Source organism: Vibrio sp. VPAP30, assembly GCF_001188205.1.
Taxonomy (GTDB): Bacteria; Pseudomonadota; Gammaproteobacteria; order Enterobacterales; family Vibrionaceae; genus Vibrio; species Vibrio bivalvicida.
This window is the reverse complement of record NZ_LBLS01000033.1, coordinates 1-17,729: the sequence shown is the minus strand read 5'-3', so window position 1 is coordinate 17,729 and position 17,729 is coordinate 1. Positions and strand designations below refer to the sequence as shown.

The window sequence follows — 17,729 nt, the reverse complement described above, 5'->3', positions numbered from 1 at the left end:
TTCTTAATAGGGAAGATATAGCATGAAGGCGCTCCGAAACCCAGCAGCTGTGATCATTTTACTCGCATTACAAGCCTGTTCGACGTCAACAACCATCGAAGACAACGACCCTAAAACGGTCGTGCAAGCGAGCTTAGACAAGCCTGATACGATAAAGCCGCAAACCTTTGTTATGCGCGGTGAAGTCGTGCTTGGCCATGAAGTACGCTCCATTACACCCTGTGGTAGTAATCAACAGTATTGGCTCGATATCTCTGACGATCGCTTCCATCAAGCGCTAAAGTTAGTTCGCTCTCCTTATGCTCCTCTTTATGGTGAAGTTATCGGTCACCTTGAAACTGGCCAAGCGGATGGTTTTGTTGCTGACTACAGTGCACGCTTTGTTGTCGACTCGATTAACCTTCTTAGCGCAGAGAATCCAAAGCGTTGTGATCAAGCGCTTAAACCGACCAGAGCTTTTGGCAATGAGCCCTTCTGGTCGATTAATTTCGCCAGCAACACGCTGACTTTTCAGAAAATCGGTGAAGATAAACGCCAGTTAGCGCTCTCAGGTAGCCGTATTGAATCTGATCGACGTCGTTACCAGTTTGAAGGTGGTTCACTAGAGCTCAACCAACGTAGCTGTGTTGATGGGATGAGCGATTCACTTTATGGCTGGAGTGCAACACTTGAGCTTGAAGGCAACCGCTACCAAGGGTGTGCCACCCTATCTAATCAAGACACCACTCAGGATTGGACTGGTCTCTATCAAGCGGCCTCAACCAAATCGAACAACTTTAGCGTCGCATTAAAAATCTTTCCGGATCACTCAGCAACAACCACCTACAGCTACACGACAGGAGAAGCGGATTCCGTTGAGAGTGGCTACTGGCAGCAGCTTAACAAAGACCAGATTCAAGTGGTGATGACTCGTCATCAACAGCAAGCATTATTGTCAGAGCGAATCTTCACTCGTGATGGCTACCAACTCAGCGCTAGCCAAGAGAAGGTAGGCAGTCTTATCTATCCTATTGCCGATGGTGGATTGACTCTGTTTAAAGCACAGCCAGACATGCAAAGCGCCACTTCGAAGGCGACTTCAAATCCGCAAGCCATCCCTTCTAGCGCCGAATTCAACCCTAAAGTCGACCAAGCATTACGTGATTACTTTAAATCCGAAAATACCGATCCAACTGGAACACGATACCGCTGGTTGGAGTACGACCTAAATGGTGATGGCAAGAAAGAACTGCTGACACAATTAGACTGGTGTGGCTCTGGTGGTTGTACCTTGCTGATTTTTGAAAATCACCAGCAAGCTTGGCGTTTCAACAGCCGTATAACTCTAGTCAGAACACCTATTAATCTCGGCTTAGGGCAAAGCAATGAATGGCAAGACTTAATCTTGTTTGTCAGTGGCGGTGGGACGATTCCTAATCAACACGTGCTAAAACATCAAGGTGGTAGCTACCCACTCAATCCAAGCTCCGCACCTGTTGCTGACTATGACCAAATCAGTCCAGTACAACTGTTCTCCGACGGACAAACGCCACATCAACAAGGTGTCCTGCTGTGAGCCCAACGAGCCTCCCTGAGGGTAATCCATGCCCTCAGTGCAAGTTGCAGTATCAATGTGTATGCCACAAGCTACCGAGCATCAACACTCGCTTCCACCTTGCACTGTTAACCCATGAAAATGAAGCTACGCGTGAAACCAATACCGGCCAATGGCTAGATAAGAGCCTATCTTCAACCAGTGTACATATTTGGCAACGCACCCAACCTTGTGACAAACTGCTAGCTATGCTGCAAAGTGAGAAATACCAGGCTTACTTACTGTTTCCTGGCGACAAAAGTGTCGCAGTAACTCAGGCAGTCGCTCAGGCTAAACAAAACAGCAAGACACCTTTATTTATCGTTCTCGATGGCACATGGCAGGAAGCAAAAAAGATGCTGCGCAAAAGTCACTGGCTTAAGGTGCTTCCTCTCATCCGTATTAACCCAACTAAAAATTCAAGCTATCAATTGCGTCGTAATCAAGAGCAAGGTCAATTGTGCACTATAGAAGTAGGCTGTGAGATACTCAAAGAAGTAGGTCAAACCGAGCAAGCCAATCAGCTACTCACCTTCTTTGACCACTATATGCAAGCTTTTAAGGCCGACAAGAGTGGTCATGCTTTAAAAACTAAAACAAACGACTAGGCTCGGCAAAGTAGAAACCTTGCAGATAGTCCACACCTAGGTTTTCTGCGATTTTGCACACTTCTTGATTGTGCACAAACTCAGCCACCGTTTTCGCATTGAGTACTTGGCATAACTTAACCAACTGACCGGTAATTTGACGCTGTTTGGGGTCTTGATCTATGGTTTTTATTAAGCTGCCATCAAGCTTGATCACATCTGGTTCTAAGCGAATGATTTCGTCAATATTCGAGTAACCAGAACCAAAATCATCCACCAGTAGTCGCACACCAAGTTGTTTAAAGTGAGCGCAAATTTCTGCCATGCGACCAAAATCTTTAATCCGCTCTGACTCTAAGACTTCAATACCCAATCGATAGGGATCATTCATCTGTGAGACGGCTTGCTCTAAAAGGTAGAGGGTTTTGTCACTGAGCATATCTTGCGGGGACAAATTAACGGAAAATGAATCTTGCTTATCAGCCATATATTCTATGGTTGACGCCAGCATGTGGCGACTTAATCGCGTATAGAGATGCGTGCCTTCAATTATCGGCAAGAACCGACCAGGAGCAATAATCTCACCATCATCTTCAATACGCACTAAACACTCTTGCGATACCTGTTTGCGCGTGTGAGCAGCAAAGATTGGCTGACTGTAAGTTATAATCCGTTTATTGAGAATAGCGCGGCTAACCACCCCCATCAGATTGAGCTTATCCTGCTGCTCCATCGCACTAATTGAGCAATCACAAGCATTCAAAAAGTGCGTATTACGAACCTTGCCAGTTCGGCGGGCATCAATCGATTTAAGCAGTAACTCATCCCCTGAAATTGCCTGAAAGTCCCGTTTACTAGCAATACCACCTGAGACGGACACCGATAGATAGTCGACTTCAGGCAAACCATAGGGCTCAAAGTTAATATGCTCAATCTGATCGGCAAACTGAGAAAACTCCTGCTGGATTTCTTCGCCAGGTGCATCAGAGGAAAAAACCAATGCCCATTCCGCAGTGCCAATATAAAACAATTGATCGATAATTGGCGCCCAGCGAAGTTGTGAAAGACTACCGATACAGTAGTCGCTTAAATCTCGAATAAGCTCATCAGCAACTTGATAACCATATTTCTCATTGATTTGATGAAAATTTGATAGTTTCAAAGTGACCACATGCTCATCATCTTTCACGACCTTCAACCTATCTTGCAAAGCCACGCGGTTTTTTAGCCCGGTACGCTTATCCAATCGATAACTGTTGATGAGCTTTTCGGTTTGCTGAGCGAGTTTTAACTCCATATTTTTCTGCGTTTGATTAAGATCATCGATTGTATAGCTGATCAAATGAAACAAAGGGGAAACGGGAAACTCTGCTTTTTCGTTTAAAACCAGCGCTGGGCGATTCACGTCTTCACTGTAAGCCATGTAGGTCATACTGTGGTGAAGAGTTTGCTGCGTCTCACCTTGATAGAATTCACCTAGGCAGTATGAGCCACAACACGTTTCGAATTGGTCAAATAGCTGAGTTTCACTGACGCCTTCAATAAACTCCAAACGCGATTCACAATTATAGATAAATATCGACTCTGGATTGTGACGAGCTAAACCAATGACATCATGCCGTACCTGCTCCAGCGTTAGAGAGGGGTGGTTATAGCAAATTCGTACTTCATCACCGATATCCACTGCATTATCCACTTCAATACTGCCATCTGGATACAACTCTCTCGGACAGCTAACGACTCCAGAGCTACTTTTTAAAGGGAAGCTCAACATCTGCTCTAAGGTCAGAGTCCGACCTTCGGAAAGTCGAGTTTGATAAAGTGAATAAGCGGGTTGATAGTCTAACGAGCGTAATTTGGTGCCGTCGGCATCGGTGACTCTAAGTGGCCCACCAATCGGTGTCCATTCAGAAAATGCACGACGCCAAACCTGAAGTTTGTCACTGTGCAAGGCAGCAGAAACCGTCATTTTTTGGAATGTTTGATTGCCAAACAACACCCACTCTTCTCGATCAGCAACATTCGCAGCCACGCCACCACTAATAGGGACATTGGTCAGCGTGCCTAAAGCTTGATAGAGATTAAAATCAAGCGAGCTGACATGTTGTGAAAAGCTAATGATCGACTTGGAATGATGGTTAAGAGCAAGTCCACAGATGATCTGTTTTGCTTCAGGAAGCGGGTTATCAGTAATAGGTACACAAGTAGAAGTGACACTCGTGTGTTCAAAACAGGATACAGAAACCAAGCTACCCCGGTGGATAACCTGACCATCAACTATGGTGTGACGAGTACTATGCCCGATGATATGGCATCCAGGAATATGCTCAAGAATATGGTCTGCATAGTCGCATACGACTTGCTCTGGATCCGTAGACAGAAGCTGAACAAGAAACGAAGAGTAATTCTTCGTCGGAATATCCCTTAGATACGCAATTAATTGCCGATTATTGGTAATCAACTTTGAATATGTGCGCATTTAAAAGCCTAAGACGTTGTCGATTTAGATTTATGTTTTGCTATACCGTAATCGAACTAAACCAATATGAAAAGTGTTGTTTTGATCTAAAGTTATTTACATCTCGCTCAATAATAGCAGGTCATTTAATCGATTCACTTCAACGTCTGGTAGCACGCGCGACTTATTGATGTGGTAAATATTCTTACCCTGATCGTTGTACCAACAAGCTTGTAAACCACTCAGCTTAGCACCGACAACATCTGAAACTAAGTGATCACCAACATGAAGGATGTTTTCCGCTGGTACGGATAAAAACCGTTGAGCTTTGTGGAACAACTCTTGATGGGGTTTAGCGTAACCGTCTGGCCCTGCTTTCAAGACCAAGGAAAAGTAGTTCGCTAAACCTATCTTATCTACATCGACGTTACCATTGGTTATCGCCACCAAAGGAAAGCGTTTTGCTAACTCGGCCATCACACCGTGTGACTCTTGCGGTACGGTAAAGTCGCTACGTAAGCGCAGCACCTCTTCAATAGCGTCATTGGCCGCTTGCTTTGCCTGCTGTTCTCGATAACCCAAAATATATAAACCTCGCTCAATCTGCTTAAAACGCCATAGTGTGACGTCATTGAGCAGCCAAGGGTCATCTTCAGCTAAGGAACGCTTTAAGTCATACCACCAGCGCAAGGTTTTAGTGGCAGAAATAGGATGGTACCTGTGCAGCCATGCCACCATTTTTGCTTCCACCTGACGAATAACAGGGCGATTGTCATACAGCGTATCGTCAAGGTCGAAGGTCATCGCTTGGATAGGCTTCAAATGGCGGAAAAACTGCATTAGTCGCTATCCTTCTTTTTCGCTCTTGGGTGTGCCTGGTCATACACTTCGGCAAGATGTTGAAAATCTAAATGAGTATAGATTTGCGTAGTAGAAATGTTTTCATGGCCAAGCAACTCTTGTACAGCACGTAAATTGTTACTCGACTCCAACATATGAGTCGCAAAAGAGTGGCGCAACTTATGCGGACTAATATGGCTGGCTACCGACTGTTTTTGCCCCCACTCAGCCATACGCTTTTGCACACTACGGTGTGAGATTCTAACCCCAAGCTTAGAGACAAATAGCCCCTCTTCATCGCTGTTGGCCAGACTCGGTCTTAGTTTCAGCCATTTGGCAACCCACTCTGCGGCCATACCGGAAAATGGGACTTTACGTTCTTTGTCACCTTTACCAATAACTCTCAGCTCACCAGAAGAGAGACGAACATCTTTAACGTTGACGCTAACCATCTCGGCTAAACGCAAGCCCGCACCGTACATGAGCTCCATCATGGCTCTATCTCGCACTGCGAGTGGATCATCTTCATTAACGTCAAGCAACTGACCGACTTCATCCACATCGAGATTCTTAGGCAGTGGGCGCTTTTTACGTGGTGCAGACACCCCTTTTGCGGGATTGGCCGTCATTTCTCCACGCAAGATAAGAAAGTCAAAGAAGCTACGCAGCGATGAAAGGCGTGTCGCTAAACTACTCGCTTTCATTCCTTCGCGCATGCCTTTACTGGCAAGTTGACGAACCCATCCAGCATCAACCTGTTGCCACTCCTTCAAGCCAAGATGAGCGAGGTGTCGAGCCATAGTTTCAAGCTGCTGTTTATAATTACGTTGAGTGTGTAAACTCAGCCCCTTTTCGCTCCTTAGATATTCGTAGAAGCGTTCAAGGGGCCGTTGAAGACCATTAGGCAGAGGTGCTAGTGATTCGCTCATGGTCTTCGCTTTGCCAAGGTAGGCTATCGATAAGATGGGAAAGAACAAGGGCTAAGTGGCGCAAGAACAGGGTATCCATATGAGGTTGGAAGTGTCCACCATCGCTGCTTGAAAAGACCAATACACCTTGCAGAGTTTGCTTGTGTAGTGGCAATACCACGTAAGAACCCATTTCTGGTGCACGCTGATTGTCACCAAATAAGAGTTCGCGATCCACTTTGCGCATACGGCCTAAGTAGGCATTTTTGCCATTAAGATGATTGGTCGAAAATCGTTGGTAACGCTCTTTACTTAGCGAATAGTAATTCGACTCGCTATCAAGCAGGCGAACATAAGCCACCAAATCGAGTGACTTTGCCATCTCTTCAATCGCTTTTACCACTGACAATAGCGAGTCACATTTTAGGATCTGCTCCTGAAGCTGCATAAACTCATGGAAAGTACGATCATTGTTCTTCGCCAAAGACATTAAAGCCGTGATCTCTTCTTCCAACTCTTCAATCCGTTGACGCTGGCGATTCATTTGCACATGCACCAAAGAGACAGCGCCTTGTTCTTGATGAGGGAGCGCTAGCCGATCGACTAGATCACGTCGATGATGAAAAAAGTCAGGATTGTCACGCAGGTATTCGGCAACCACTTCCGCCGTTAGCGCATCCGCTTCTATTTGAGACACGTTAGTTCCTTATTTCTTATTATTAGCAGCTTAGTTGACCATCAAATACATGGGTAGCAGGTCCTGTCATATACAGCGGTTTACCTTCGCCTTGCCATGCAATTTTAAGTGAACCACCTGGCAAGTTAACCGTCACTTTGTCATCCAACAGCCCTTGGACAATGCCAACCGCAACCGCGCCACATGCACCACTGCCGCACGCTTGAGTTTCACCTGCACCACGTTCATAGACGCGCAAATTCACTTCGTTACGACTTACGACCTGCATAAAGCCTGCGTTGACACGTTCAGGGAAGCGCTCGTGAGATTCTAATAAAGGACCAAGAGTATCTACATCGGCTGTTGCAACGTCATCTACCACATTGACAACATGAGGGTTACCCATGCTTACGGCGCCACAGAATAGTGTTTTATCATCAGTACGAAGAATATAGGTTTTCTCAGTTTGCTTGGCTTTAAACGGAATCTTGTTCGGCTCAAATTCAGGAACCCCCATATTCACGGTTACCTGATCGTCTTCCTCAATGTTAAGAACCATTTTTCCTTTTTTGGTACTCACACTGACGCTGTACTTATTAGTCAGCCCTTTCATGCGCACAAAACGAGCAAAGCAACGCGCACCATTGCCACACTGCTCAACTTCACTACCATCAGCATTAAAAATCCGATAGTGGAAATCTGTTTCTGGATCATAAGGAGCTTCAACCACTAGTAGCTGATCAAAGCCCACCCCAGTATGACGATCCGCCAAGCGGCGAATAAGGTCTGGGGAAAAGAAAATGTTCTGGGTAATGCAATCAACAACCATGAAATCATTACCCAAACCGTGCATTTTAGAAAAATGGAAATGCATAAGACTCCAATTACTCCGGAAGTACGTTTTCAAGTGCCCAAAGGCTAGATAGCTCTTCTCTCTGGCGGACTAGGTGAGCTTTTTTACCATCAACCATCACTTCTGCTGCGCGGCAACGGGTATTGTAGTTAGACGACATAACAAAGCCGTATGCACCAGCCGAGCGCACTGCTAACAGATCGTTTTGTTGCAACACGAGGGCGCGGTCCTTGCCGAGGAAGTCACCGGTTTCACAGATAGGACCTACCAGATCATAGGTCACAGCTTCACCTTCACGTGGTACCACAGGCACAATATCCTGCCATGCTTGGTACAACGCTGGACGCATTAAGTCATTCATCGCTGCGTCAATAACGGCAAAATTCTTGTGTTCAGTGTGCTTAAGGAACTCAACTTTAGTCAGTAGCAAGCCTGCATTAGCGGCGATAGCTCTACCTGGCTCGAAAATCAGCTCAAGATCTTGATGGTTTTCTAAACGGCCAAGTAGCGCTTTAGCGTAATCGGAAGGCTCTGGTGGCAGTTCATCACGATAGACAACACCGAGACCACCACCAACATCAAGATGGTCGATAGTAATTCCCTGCGCTTTCAAGTCGTCAATCAGCGCAAGTAAACGGTCAGTCGCATCAATGAACGGCTCAATATCCGTTAGCTGAGAACCAATATGACAGTCAATGCCCTGTACGTTGAGGTTTGCTAAGCTTTGAGCAAACTTATAAACCGCAGGGGCACGATCAAATGCAATACCAAATTTGTTATCACGTAAACCAGTAGAAATATAAGGGTGAGTATTGGCGTCAACATCTGGGTTGATACGCAGAGAAATCGGCGCTTTGACACCCAATTCACCAGCAACCTTGTTTAGGCGCTCTAATTCAGGCTCAGACTCAACGTTGAAGCACTTAATACCTAACTCTAGCGCACGCTTCATTTCCGCTGCTGTTTTACCTACACCGGAGAAAACCACTTTACTAGGTTCACCGCCCGCGGCAATCACACGCTCTAGTTCACCACCAGAGACAATATCAAAGCCAGAACCCAAACGCGCTAAGGTATTTAACACCCCTAGGTTAGAGTTCGCTTTCACTGCGTAACAAACAAGATGTGGATGCTCTCCGACCGATTTATCAAATGCATGCCAATGGCGTTCAAGTGTCGCGCGCGAGTAAACGTAAAGTGGCGTACCAAACTGCTCTGCCAGTTCAGTCAGTGAGACGTCTTCGGCCCATAGCTGGCCATCATCCTGATAGTTGAAGTAATCCAAAGTACTTTCCCTTATATTCTGATTTTAGTTTTATTGCGAAGGTTGCTCTTGTTGTGGAGCGTCTTCAGGCATGTATAGAGGTCCAGTTTGACCACAGCCAGCTAAGCCAAGGACTGAAAAGATAAATAGCGCTAAGATTGATTTTTTCATCGGTTGTATCGTGATTATTCTGTCAATGCCCCCTATAATCGCACCACACTCAAGAAAAGCAATAGGATAGATTAGATGAACGATACTGAATTTCATCAGTTGGTAGATGTTCAAATGCAAATCATCGAGGAAATGATTGATGATTCAGGTGCGGACATCGACTACGAGACGTCTGGAAACGTAATGACATTGGAGTTCGAAGACCGTAGTCAAATCATTATCAACCGCCAAGAGCCAATGAAAGAGATTTGGCTAGCCTCAAAATCCGGCGGTTTCCACTTTGCTCTGATTGACGAGCAGTGGACATGCTCTAAAACAAGTCTTGAGCTGATCGCGATGGTAAAACAAGAGTGTGAAAAACACTGCGATGAAGAGATTGAGTGGGTATAATCTCCCATCAACGACAAAGAGCATCAATTGATGCTCTTTTTTGTATCTAGGCGTTAGCTATTTTACTTGGTCTTGAATAACTTGCCCCATCGTTGCGATAAGGTACGATGTATGGCTCATCTTCTTCAGGATGGACAATCTGATAATACTGCGGCAAGTTGAAATTGATCAGCTTAGACGACAGGGGATTCTCATCTTGCACCGAGGTGTAGAAACTGTTCACGCTCGCAATCATTTCGTCTTTCTCACCTTTAAACTGGTGGTAGACTTCAACTCGATTCGCTTCATCAAGCACATAAATATTAAAGCCCAGCTCACTGTCTTCAAAGAAGAACTGAATCAAACCTTCGCTGGCAAAACCGTCTACAATATCGGGCAGTTGATAATCTTGCTCTTTATCGAGCATTAACAGCGGTGAACCTTTGAGTTTATTGGTTGAGATACTGCGGTAGAAATCCACCGAGTTTTCCAACATTTGCACAGAAACGCCACGACGTTCAAAGAACAATCCATAGGTTTGCTGACCAATACGCAACGCTTTAAAGCGGCGACGTTTCTCCTGCTCAATCGGTTTTAAGCGCAAATCGATACACTCAGCAAGGAGTTGATAGACCATGTTACGCATCACACCACGTAAATTTTTACTGTAGCAGAATACATCTACTGACTCAGGTGGAATGGCATCTTGGTGCATTTTACCCAACACTGTTTTTAGAGCATCAAGCATCGCTGTCTCGCCTTTAAAATGCAAAGTGCGCACTTCGTGCCAAGAGTTGCGGTACACCAAGTCGACACTGCCGACTAAGCACTTCTGCTCACGTCCAAAGCTGAAAATATCCGTGGTCTTAGGATCAAGCTTAAGTGATTTGCCACTTAACTCCGACGTTGGATCATTCTCGAAGTTAATAAACATCGCTAACTGGCTAATCTCACACGGGCTAGCTAATGCCTGCATCGTTGGACGACGCTTACGTAGCGAGAAGGTATTACGCAAATCACTCACCATCTGATAAAACTTGTCGATATCAAGGTGAGCATCGCGTATAACCGAGTGCAGTCGAGTCGACTCGGTAATTAAACCATTAAAGAATGACCAAGCAACTAGCTTACTTAGGTACTCATTATGCTCAAGTGGGGCCTGACCAAGAATTCTGTGTGGCGTCAGCGGCTGCTTATACAGATACCATCCTGATTGATTAGTACGACCAGGGCGCACTTCAATAAAGGTTAAATCTGACTCGTGTAAATCTGGCGAGATCTGTGGGTTGAGCAATGTCACTTTGCCCGGTAACACTTCAAATGCCGCGTATAACTTACGTGCAAGAATACTGATATCCTGAGGACTGATCGCCGAGGTAATATCATTGCGGCGCGCAAACTGAATTAGGTTACGGTAACTTTGCATCAAAGCATCAAGCAAAGCGTGATGCACCACCTTAACTTGTTCTACCTTCCAATTACGGCGGTCATCCAATTCAGCAATAACAGATGTATCCCAATCCCACTTCTGAACCATGTCGGCTAAAGCTTCACGTCGCCAAGCGACAGAGCCAATACTTGGCTCTCGAGACAACTTCTCATGAGTTTTAAGGTAAAAACAACGACGAACAAGATCTAAACGAGTACTGTCACCGATTCGCTGTAAATAACGCGTCACCTTTTCGAGCATCAGATAATATGCATCCATCCCGTAAAGATCGGGTTCGTGAGCAAAAAAACGGCGTTTAGTATCAAGGCTTAGAAGTTGAGTATTAGGGTACTCCCACGAATAGGCTTCTAACAGAATGGCTTTTAGAACTGACTTATATGGCGAATCGATACTCTTGTATAGCTGCCATAAGTTCGAACCAAAATACTCCTCTGCAGGAATTCGGTTGAGCTGACCGAAATCGATCCATTTCGAACAATCGATATAACCTTTACTACAGAGGTCTGTAACATATTCGTCGTAGCACTCTTCCATTTCAGGAGGAACAATTTGCCACAATAAACGCTGACCAGCGAGTCGCACTGCACTACGGTAGAATTCATCGAGCAACAACAAATGTTGGGAAGAACCACAGTTATCGCCTGTCATCTCTTCAGAGTGGTTTGAGCGGAAACGCTGCTCATCCATCAAGAAGAAGTTTGCTTCCACACCCTGAGTTTGAGCCCAGTCAGTAATCAACAAACATTTGTTGGTGAGGCTTTCACGTTCGTCACAACTCATGCTTGGCGAAACGCACACCCAAATATCTAGGTCGCTTGATGTACTTTGACCAATAGAAGAGGTACTACCCATAGTGTACAGCCCTAAAATCGCAGGGGTATCACTAGTAGTAAGAAGCTGACCAATGGTTAACTGAGTGTCTTCAACGAACTGCTGCTGAATATCATTCAATTCGAATTCGCGAATACCGAATGGTACTTGCGCGTCAAAATATCCAGGAATAACCGGATGATTGAAATGAAGCAATGTCGGGATCAGGTGGAACACTCGCTGACTTGGCAAATCCATAAGAGCCAGCGCACGTTCAACACGTTGCTGGTTTAGGTTATCAAGTCTTTTAACTAGCGTCTTAGTGTAAGCCTGCAAGGGAGTTTCCTTGGTTCATATCCTAGATGGCACCTTGACTATTAATTGTTCTAAAGCACCAACAAAACGTGATCAATCTATCACTTTTCTTTGGATTGGTAAAGAAATGTACGATCGATTCGACACATTTTTGTCCATCTGAAGTCGTCGCTCTTAGTGTGGTACGTAACTACTATTAATAATAATAGCCTACTTTACAAACGAGACCTTAATCACACTCTTTTAATCATTTTGTGCTAGCAAACATCTAAGCCTCATGTGAACAAATAAGCAATAATACTTTTTTTGCCGACAGTGGTAGGATTAGAGCATTATTTTGTTATCAGCAGAACACTATGACTCAACAAACCCCAATTCGAATCGCTACTCGCAAAAGCCCTCTTGCCCTTTGGCAAGCTCACTACGTTAAAGATGCTTTGATGTCTGCTCACCCGGGCTTGGAAGTTGAGCTAGTAACCATGGTAACCAAAGGCGATATCATCCTAGATACCCCTTTAGCAAAAGTTGGCGGTAAAGGTTTGTTCGTAAAAGAGTTAGAAGTGGCCATGCTCGAAGGACGTGCAGACCTTGCCGTTCACTCGATGAAAGATGTTCCTGTCGACTTTCCAGAAGGTCTTGGCCTAGTCACAATCTGCGAACGTGAAGATCCTCGTGATGCTTTCGTCTCGAACACATTTAACAATATTGATGAGCTACCTCAAGGGGCGGTTGTGGGTACTTGTAGCTTACGACGACAGTGTCAGCTAAAAGAATATCGTCCAGACTTAGTGATCAAAGAGCTGCGTGGTAACGTGGGGACACGTCTAGGTAAACTCGATGATGGCCAATACGATGCCATTATCCTAGCGGCGGCAGGCCTTAAGCGCCTAGAACTTGAAGAACGTATTAAAAGCTTTATCGAACCAGAACAATCTCTACCAGCCGTAGGGCAAGGCGCAGTAGGCATTGAGTGTCGCCTTGATGACGAGCGCCTAATTCAACTGCTTGAACCACTCAATCATAAAGAAACCACTGATCGCATCCTATGTGAGCGTGCTATGAACCTAACTCTAGAAGGGGGCTGTCAGGTACCTATTGGCAGCTACTCTCTAATCGATGGCGATAACATCTGGTTGCGTGCTCTAGTCGGCGAGCCTGATGGTTCAAAGATAGTTCGTGGTGAGATTCGCGGCTCTCGCACTGAAGCTGAAGCATTGGGCGTTAAGCTTGCAAATCAGCTACTCGACGATGGTGCGCAAGAAATCTTAACCAAGCTATACGCGGATCACGAGTAACTCTATATGGCAGTACTGGTCACTCGGCCGGGACAACAAGGCCGCTCACTATGTGAACAATTATCAGGAATTGGTATTGCAAGCTACCACCAACCTCTGATTGAAATCCAGCCCGGAGAGCAATTGCTAGGGCTGGAGGTATCCATTTCCCAATTCAATATTATTATCGCTGTCAGTCAGCATGCGGTGACAGCCACAGATACTCACCTTAAGCAGCAAGGTCAAAACTGGCCAACCAACTCCATCTACCTTGCCGTTGGTCAAAAAACAGCGCACGTTTTAAGCAAAGCGACTCAACAAAAAGTACACTACCCACAAGTCAGTGATAGTGAGCACCTGCTCCAGCAAGAGCCCCTTTGCTCCATCGCCAACAAAAAGATACTCATCTTACGTGGCAATGGCGGCCGAGAGCTGATTTTCGACACACTCGTTGCTCGAGGGGCTTTGGTCGAATATCGCGAGGTGTATAAACGAGAAAACCTAGCTTTCCGCTCAGATTTGCTCGTTCCTATCTGGCAGAATGAACGAATAACTCAATTAGTCATCACCAGTTCAGGTCAGCTTAGTTACTTTGTTTCTCTGCTAACTGATGACCACAAGAACTGGTTATTTACGCTCCACCTTTATGTACCTAGTGAGCGAATAGCGCAACAAGCACGAGAAGTCGGTTTTCAAGTTGTTACCAACACCTTCAGTGCCTCAAATAAAGTATTACTGGCTGCTCTCCGGCCAAGTGAAACAGGACAATAAGTAATGACCAACAAAAATAACAACGATAACAACACCCCTGACCAAGAAAAAAAATCGGCAGAGGAAGTAACCAAAGCAGCACCAATAGCGTCTGAAACTATTCAAGCTCCAGCGGATGAAACCACCGCAGAGAAAACAACACCATCTGATCCTAATTTGGCTTCAAGCACTCCGCCTGAGTTTGAAGAAAAGCAAGGCAAGCGCGGTGTCAAACTCGGCACTATTGCGATTGTTATCTCTTTACTGTTTGGTGGTGGCCTCACCTTCCAAATGCAGCAGAAAAATGCTCACTATCAAGCGCAAATAGAAGCACTACAAACTCAGCTCAAAAATACGCAAAGCACGATTCAATCCGAACTTGAATCAACTCAACAGCAAGCCATTGCCAAAGCGACTGAGGTTACCCACCGTGCTGAAACCATTCTTGAACAGCAACAAAAAAGTATTGAAAGTTTGCAAGTGGCTGTTGCTGACGTGAAAGGTCGACGACCAAATGACTGGCTGCTTGCAGAGGCCGATTACTTAGTCAAACTGGCAGGTAGAAAACTGTTTTTAGAACACGATGCGGTGAGTGCCACCAAACTAATGGAAAGTGCCGATCAGCGAATCGCGGCTCTTAATGACCCAAGCCTAGTACCTCTACGTAAATCTATGGCTAACGACATCACCAAGCTAAAAACTATTCCGCTTGTCGATAGAGAAGGCTTAGTGCTGCGAATTACTGCGCTGCAACAGCAGGTTGATAGCCTGCCGTTAGCCAATGCACTGTTACCAGAAGCGCAGCAGGTCGAGAAACAGGTTGTTTCTGAAGATGTAAATGATTGGCAAAATAACTTAATGGCCTCTCTAAAAGACTTCTCCGAGAACTTCATTACGTTTAGAACTCGTGATGGTAATGTCATCCCTCTACTATCGCCGGAACAACACTTTTACTTGAAAGAGAATATTAAGGCTAAGTTAGAGACAGCAATTAAAGCCGTCTATGTAGAACAGCAAGAGATCTACAGCACCGCATTAACTACAGCAGATAAGTGGTCAGCGACTTTCTTTAATCAAGACTCCAATGAAGTGAAAGAATTCAATAAAGCACTTGAGCTATTAAGTAAACAGAAGGTAGAAGTTAAATACCCAGTAAAACTGGAAACTCAGCAACAACTATCCGATGTTATTCGTGAACGCTTACGCCGCGAAGTTACTACCTTAGTAAGGGAGGAAAACTAATGTTTCGAATTATTTTCCTCTTTGTCGTTCTTGGCTTAGGTCTGTTTGCCGGAACTCAGTATGCAGGCCAACAAGGCTATGTGCTGATTTCAGTTGCTGGCAAGACGATTGAGATGAGTGTGACGACTTTGGTGATATTTATTATTGCTACACTCGCCGCTCTGTTCGGCCTTGAGTTTATAGTGAAAAAAGCACTGAGCGCCAGTTCTTCAACATGGAATTGGTTCAGTGTGCGAAAAATGCGTCGCTCACGCCGTTATACCAACGAAGGTATCATCAAGTTACTAGAAGGTGACTTCAAACTCGCGGAGAAAAAGGTCACACGCTGGGCAAACCACCATGACATGCCGCTGCTATGCTACCTGGTTGCCTCAGAAGCTTCGCAAGGTATGGGCAATAATGAGCAACGTGACCGTTACTTAGAATTAGCCGCCCAGCAAGATGATTCTCTGTTAGCCGTTGAGCTTACCCGTGCAAAACAACAGATTCGTGACGCCAACTATAACGATGCTTTCGATACACTTTCTAACTTAAAAGGCCCCTATCCCAATAACGCGATTGTCTTGAACCTTCTCAAGCAAATTTATATTGAACTCAAGCTGTGGCAGCCACTAATCGAGCTATTGCCTAAATTAGTCAAGCACAAGATCGTCTCAAAAGAAGAGCTGGCCCCCCTAACTCAACGCGCTCAATGCGGTCTACTCACTGAAGTCGCTGAGCAAAAAGGCAGTGAAGGGTTAATTGCTCACTGGAATGCTCTGCCGCGTAAAGCTAAGGTGGATGCGCACCTTGTCGAATGCTTTGCCAAACAGCTAATCGCTCGCCAAGCCGATAGTGAAGCCTTCACTCTAATTAAAGAGACACTTAGCAAACATCCTAACTCTAATCTCTATGCTCTATTGCCAGAGCTGAAATTAGTAGACAGCCACCCTGTGGTTACCTTCTTAGAAAGTGCTCTGCGCAAAGACTCTAACAACGCGGAAGCGCACAGCGCAATCGCTCAGTTCCATTTACGCAATGAAGAGTGGCCGCAAGCTCAGCAGCACTTAGAGAAGGCACTGTCTGTACGCTCTAATGTGTCAGACTACAGTTACCTTTCTGATGCATTAGAGAAGCAGAACTTAACTAAGGCAGCTCATGAGGTATCGAAGAAGGCTCTCACTCTTATCAAAGAACCTGCCGCTTAGTAAATCAATTAGAAATGAACTGACCAAAGCCACTCACTCGAGTGGCTTTTTTAATATCTAATCAATACGGCGCGAATCGAAAAACATTAAGGGTTGCAGTGAGAGTACTCACGTTGTCTGTTCGCTATAGAACAAGGATACGGGAACGGACTTCGTCCTACGGAAAACTGGAAAACTGGAAAACTGGAAAACTGGAAAACTGGAAAACTGGAAAACTGGAAACGATAGAAGGGTAGATACCTAGTGTCCACCCTCCTTTTACTGCTGTCGTCCTCAAGATCGAGGGATGCGTGAGTTGGGGGATCTCTTCTAGCGAGTTGATAACCTTGAGAGATTCCCTACTCGCTCCTTCGTCACTCTATGGAATGACCGAAGCTATAAAGATTGTAGACCTGTATGAGCAGCTCTTTTGGGGGCCCGGTAATTCAGTTCATTGTAAACCATCTGATCTATCAGCCAACACTCACCTCTCGCAGAGCGAAGCCGTTCTCGCGTCTCGAGTGAAACGTTCCCGAGGACGTAGTCCGTTCCACTTCCCCTAAAACGCAAGAAGCCCGTTGCGTTAGCAGCGGGCTTCTAAAACGACAAAACCCAGTCCGAAGACTGGGTTTTTAAGTAAGTGGCGGAGCGGACGGGACTCGAACCCGCGACCCCCGGCGTGACAGGCCGGTATTCTAACCAACTGAACTACCGCTCCGCACTGGTCAGACTCTTGAGTCTAAATTTAAAGCCTGGCGATGTCCTACTCTCACATGGGGAAACCCCACACTACCATCGGCGCTAATTCGTTTCACTTCTGAGTTCGGCATGGAATCAGGTGGGTCCAAATCGCTATGGTCGCCAAGCAAATTCTTTAATTCGGAAAGCTGTTTTAGGTTCTTAACACATTCAATCTGTTCTTGCTTTGAGTCCATCAAAACCCTTTGGGTGTTGTATGGTTAAGCCTCACGGGCAATTAGTACAGGTTAGCTCAACGCCTCACAACGCTTACACACCCTGCCT

Annotated in this window: 15 protein-coding genes, 1 tRNA gene and 1 rRNA gene; 7 read left to right on the top strand and 10 right to left on the bottom strand. The window is 45.5% G+C overall.

Annotated elements, in window-relative coordinates:
* Positions 1–22: 22 nt before the first annotated feature.
* A complete protein-coding gene (locus tag ZX61_RS14190; protein WP_049845283.1) occupies positions 23–1,555 on the top strand; it encodes a COG3650 family protein in 1,533 nt (510 codons plus the stop codon).
* A complete protein-coding gene (locus tag ZX61_RS14185) occupies positions 1,552–2,181 on the top strand; it encodes a tRNA-uridine aminocarboxypropyltransferase (protein WP_049845282.1) in 630 nt (209 codons plus the stop codon). Before ZX61_RS14190 ends, ZX61_RS14185 begins: the two co-directional genes overlap by 4 nt.
* Here ZX61_RS14185 and ZX61_RS14180 read toward each other — a convergent pair.
* From ZX61_RS14180 to lptM, 7 genes are all read right to left on the bottom strand, one after another.
* Entirely contained in the window at positions 2,165–4,639 is a 2,475-nt protein-coding gene (locus ZX61_RS14180; RefSeq protein ID WP_049845281.1) for a bifunctional diguanylate cyclase/phosphodiesterase, read from the bottom strand. The genes ZX61_RS14185 and ZX61_RS14180 overlap by 17 nt on opposite strands.
* A gap of 96 nt (positions 4,640–4,735) precedes the next feature.
* Positions 4,736–5,458, bottom strand: coding sequence for a 5-amino-6-(5-phospho-D-ribitylamino)uracil phosphatase YigB (gene yigB, locus ZX61_RS14175; RefSeq protein WP_049845280.1), 723 nt, complete (start codon positions 5,456–5,458; stop codon positions 4,736–4,738).
* Positions 5,458–6,387, bottom strand: coding sequence for a tyrosine recombinase XerC (gene xerC, locus ZX61_RS14170; protein ID WP_049845279.1), 930 nt, complete (start codon positions 6,385–6,387; stop codon positions 5,458–5,460). The genes yigB and xerC overlap by 1 nt, the downstream gene beginning before the upstream one ends.
* Complete coding sequence (locus tag ZX61_RS14165) at positions 6,359–7,063, bottom strand: DUF484 family protein (RefSeq protein WP_049845278.1); 705 nt, start codon at positions 7,061–7,063, stop codon at positions 6,359–6,361. The genes xerC and ZX61_RS14165 overlap by 29 nt, the downstream gene beginning before the upstream one ends.
* A 22-nt stretch (positions 7,064–7,085) precedes the next feature.
* On the bottom strand, positions 7,086–7,916 hold the full coding sequence (dapF, locus tag ZX61_RS14160; RefSeq protein ID WP_049845277.1) for a diaminopimelate epimerase: 831 nt from the start codon (positions 7,914–7,916) through the stop codon (positions 7,086–7,088).
* 10 nt (positions 7,917–7,926) lie between these two features.
* Positions 7,927–9,180, bottom strand: coding sequence for a diaminopimelate decarboxylase (gene lysA / locus ZX61_RS14155; protein ID WP_049845276.1), 1,254 nt, complete (start codon positions 9,178–9,180; stop codon positions 7,927–7,929).
* Positions 9,181–9,210: 30 nt separating this feature from the next.
* Positions 9,211–9,330 carry an LPS translocon maturation chaperone LptM gene (gene lptM / locus ZX61_RS24730; protein WP_408058679.1) on the bottom strand — a complete coding sequence of 40 codons (120 nt, stop codon included), beginning with the start codon at positions 9,328–9,330 and terminating at the stop codon, positions 9,211–9,213.
* Positions 9,331–9,405: 75 nt separating this feature from the next.
* Between lptM and cyaY the strand changes: the two genes are divergently transcribed.
* Positions 9,406–9,720 (top strand): iron donor protein CyaY, encoded by a 315-nt coding sequence (gene cyaY, locus ZX61_RS14145; protein ID WP_049845274.1) that lies wholly within the window; start codon positions 9,406–9,408, stop codon positions 9,718–9,720.
* 46 nt (positions 9,721–9,766) lie between these two features.
* Here the strand turns inward: cyaY and ZX61_RS14140 are convergent, their stop codons facing one another.
* A complete protein-coding gene (locus tag ZX61_RS14140) occupies positions 9,767–12,295 on the bottom strand; it encodes a class I adenylate cyclase (RefSeq protein ID WP_049845273.1) in 2,529 nt (842 codons plus the stop codon).
* A gap of 335 nt (positions 12,296–12,630) precedes the next feature.
* Between ZX61_RS14140 and hemC the strand changes: the two genes are divergently transcribed.
* From hemC to ZX61_RS14120, 4 genes are read left to right on the top strand one after another with little or no spacing between them, the layout of a single operon-like run.
* Positions 12,631–13,569: a hydroxymethylbilane synthase gene (gene hemC / locus ZX61_RS14135; protein ID WP_049845272.1), complete on the top strand. Its 939-nt coding sequence runs from the start codon at positions 12,631–12,633 to the stop codon at positions 13,567–13,569.
* 6 nt (positions 13,570–13,575) lie between these two features.
* Entirely contained in the window at positions 13,576–14,319 is a 744-nt protein-coding gene (locus ZX61_RS14130; protein ID WP_049845271.1) for a uroporphyrinogen-III synthase, read from the top strand.
* A 3-nt stretch (positions 14,320–14,322) separates the two neighbouring features.
* Positions 14,323–15,540: a uroporphyrinogen-III C-methyltransferase gene (locus ZX61_RS14125; protein WP_049845270.1), complete on the top strand. Its 1,218-nt coding sequence runs from the start codon at positions 14,323–14,325 to the stop codon at positions 15,538–15,540.
* Positions 15,540–16,727: a heme biosynthesis protein HemY gene (locus ZX61_RS14120; protein ID WP_049845269.1), complete on the top strand. Its 1,188-nt coding sequence runs from the start codon at positions 15,540–15,542 to the stop codon at positions 16,725–16,727. The genes ZX61_RS14125 and ZX61_RS14120 overlap by 1 nt, the downstream gene beginning before the upstream one ends.
* A 620-nt stretch (positions 16,728–17,347) precedes the next feature.
* On the opposite strand, the gene ZX61_RS14115 is transcribed toward ZX61_RS14120, so the two are convergent.
* Together ZX61_RS14115 and rrf are read right to left on the bottom strand one after the other, a co-directional pair.
* Positions 17,348–17,424 (bottom strand) — tRNA-Asp (locus ZX61_RS14115).
* A 32-nt stretch (positions 17,425–17,456) separates the two neighbouring features.
* A 5S ribosomal RNA gene (gene rrf, locus ZX61_RS14110) occupies positions 17,457–17,572 on the bottom strand.
* Positions 17,573–17,729 lie beyond the last annotated feature (157 nt).